Source organism: Candidatus Phytoplasma gossypii, assembly GCF_030586975.1.
GTDB lineage: Bacteria > Bacillota_I > Bacilli_A > Acholeplasmatales > Acholeplasmataceae > Phytoplasma > Phytoplasma citri.
Genome location: NZ_JAOSIT010000056.1, coordinates 1 through 2,422 on the forward strand (window position 1 = coordinate 1; position 2,422 = coordinate 2,422).

A 2,422-nucleotide genomic window follows, 5' to 3' on the forward strand; every position below is an offset into this window, starting at 1 on the left:
AGTTTCAATATCTTAGATTATAAGATATTAGGCGCCGGATGCTGGGAAACTTGCTTGTCCGGTTCTGTGGGGGGCTAATTGCGAATATGAAAAAAGTTATTATCATTTCTTCTTTCTAAACCGCGTTGATCTATCTCGATAAAAGATATGGGAAATCTCATGAGAGAAATTTAATTAAACGTCGTATAAGGGCAATCATTTATAATTATTCTTCAGTTTTAAAACCTAATGTTTTTTTTATTATTATTATTAAACCGACAGCAAAAAAATTGAACTTTTTCGATTTATCTGTAAAATTATCAGTTTTATTGAGAAAATCTCGTCTTATAAGTTCCTGATAAGGATATTTATTGTATATATGAGTGATGATAAATTTATTTTTTTAAAAAGATTTGTAATTATTTTTTTATTTTGTTTGTTAATAACTTTTAGTATTAGAGAGTTATTTTTTAGTAATACAAAAATTAATTCTGAACCTAATATTATTGATTTAAAAGTTTTTATAAAGAAAGAAAATAATAGTGATAATTCAGATGATAAATTATTTAATAACTTACTTAAAAATTTTGATTTATATGAATGTCAGAAAGTTTTAGATATTTTTGTTTGCGAACTTGAAGATAATGGCAATTTAAAATGGTATTTATTAGATAGTAAAAATGGAAATGATTATGTAAAAAAACAATTACAGGAAACAATAAATAAAATATGTTTAGGATTAGAATATTATTTTAGTTTTAATAATTTTAATATCTCTTTAGATCAGAAAATTATTATATTAAAAAAATTTTTTACAGTAATAACAGGAATTAGTAGAAGTTATTTTTTAAATCGTTTTGTACAAGAAAAAGATTTTAAAATGTTATTTATAAAAAATATCGAACCTAAAACAAATGTAATCAATTCAATTTCGTCACAAGATTTATTAAAATTTCAAATTTATAAAGATTTGGAGAATAATAAAGAAATATCTAATCAAGATTATAATAATGTTATTCGTTATAAATATTTAGATTCAGATTCTAAAATTAAAAAAATAAATTTTTTTATTTTAAAAAATGATATTTCTAATAATCCACAATTAGGTTTAAAGATTTTTGTGAATGATCAAGAAGATTTACCTATCCAATGGCCTTCAAAATTAGATTGGAATAATTTTTTAGGTTTTGGTTATATTTGGAATTTTTTAATTATTTTTATAGCTTCTTTATTAAATTTTTTTTCTTCTATAGGTTCTCACGGAGTAGATGGTTTTATATTAGGTAATTTAGGATTAGGAATTGTATTAACTACTATTTTAATCCGAACTTTATCATGGCCTATTTATACTAAAACTAATAATTTTGCTTTTAATATGAATCTGGCGCAACCAGAAATTGCTAAAATTCAAAACAAATATTCTTTATCTAAAAATCCTATGGAAATAAAAAAAATGCATTTAGAGATTATACGAGTTTATAAAAAGTATAATTTAAATATGTTTTCTAGTTTATTAATGTCTTTTTGTCAAATGTTTTTATTTTTGGCTATGTTTCGGGTTTTACGTCGTTTTCGTATCCCTGGTGGTATTTTTAAAATTTATAATCAAAAATCTTTTTTAGGTGTAATAAATTTACAATTAGAAAATAATAATGATAATTTATTTTTTTCTATATCACTAACTTTAATAACAGGTTTTAGTATGTTTATTTTGAATAAATTAATAATGAAAAATTCTGAAATTATACAAAATAAAAATGTTTTATTAACCTCAAACGAATCTAATATAATTAAACCGGAACAAATGATGAAATTTTTTAGTTATTTGATGATTCTTTTTATGATGTTTCTCTCTTTTCGTGATTCTATGTTATCTTTATATTGGATTATAGGTAATTCTTATACTATTTTGCAAACACTTATTAATAAACAAATTATATTCAGAAAAATGCAAAAATTAAAAAAATATTAAACAATATTATAATGTTCAAGATAATTCCTGATTATTTGCCGAAAAACATTTTTTTTGTGTATAATAAATATCAGGAATTAAAATAATATTTTTGAAATATTAAAAAAATAATTTTATTTTTGAAATTTTTATATATATATAAAAAAAAAATATTTTTATCATTAAATTATGTTAAAATCAATTAGTAAGTTTTTTTAATTAAAAAAATATAAATATATTTTATAATTAATAATATTTTAAACGGAGGGATAGCGAAGTGGCTAAACGCAGCAGTCTGTAAAACTGTTCCGAAAGGTACGGCGGTTCGAATCCGTCTCCCTCCACCATATTAGTTTATTGATCATTACTTCTTTGAAAACTGAAGATGATATTTTATTATTTATTATGATATTTTTATCATAAAAAATTATTAAATATTAACTATATTCCAATAAATAATTTTTATTTATTTGAATGATTTATTACGAAGAG

2 protein-coding genes and 1 tRNA gene are annotated in these 2,422 nt (G+C 20.8%); all 3 read left to right on the forward strand.

What is annotated here, in order from left to right; all coding sequences use genetic code 11:
- Positions 1 to 125 precede the first annotated feature (125 nt).
- The 3 genes from rnpA (at position 126) to OC698_RS02945 (ending at position 2,277) form a co-directional block, all read left to right on the forward strand.
- Entirely contained in the window at positions 126 to 338 is a 213-nt protein-coding gene (gene rnpA, locus OC698_RS02935) for a ribonuclease P protein component (RefSeq protein WP_304513203.1), read from the forward strand.
- A 20-nt stretch (positions 339 to 358) separates the two neighbouring features.
- Positions 359 to 1,951 carry a YidC/Oxa1 family membrane protein insertase gene (locus OC698_RS02940; RefSeq protein ID WP_304513204.1) on the forward strand — a complete coding sequence of 531 codons (1,593 nt, stop codon included), beginning with the start codon at positions 359 to 361 and terminating at the stop codon, positions 1,949 to 1,951.
- A gap of 242 nt (positions 1,952 to 2,193) precedes the next feature.
- Positions 2,194 to 2,277: transfer RNA gene (locus OC698_RS02945), tRNA-Tyr, on the forward strand.
- The last annotated feature ends 145 nt before the right edge of the window (positions 2,278 to 2,422 follow it).

What these genes read in the sequence shown, in the direction of transcription:
- OC698_RS02940 (WP_304513204.1), top strand. Translation starts at nt 359, where the DNA reads ATGAGTGATGATAAATTTATTTTTTTAAAAAGATTTGTAATTATTTTT.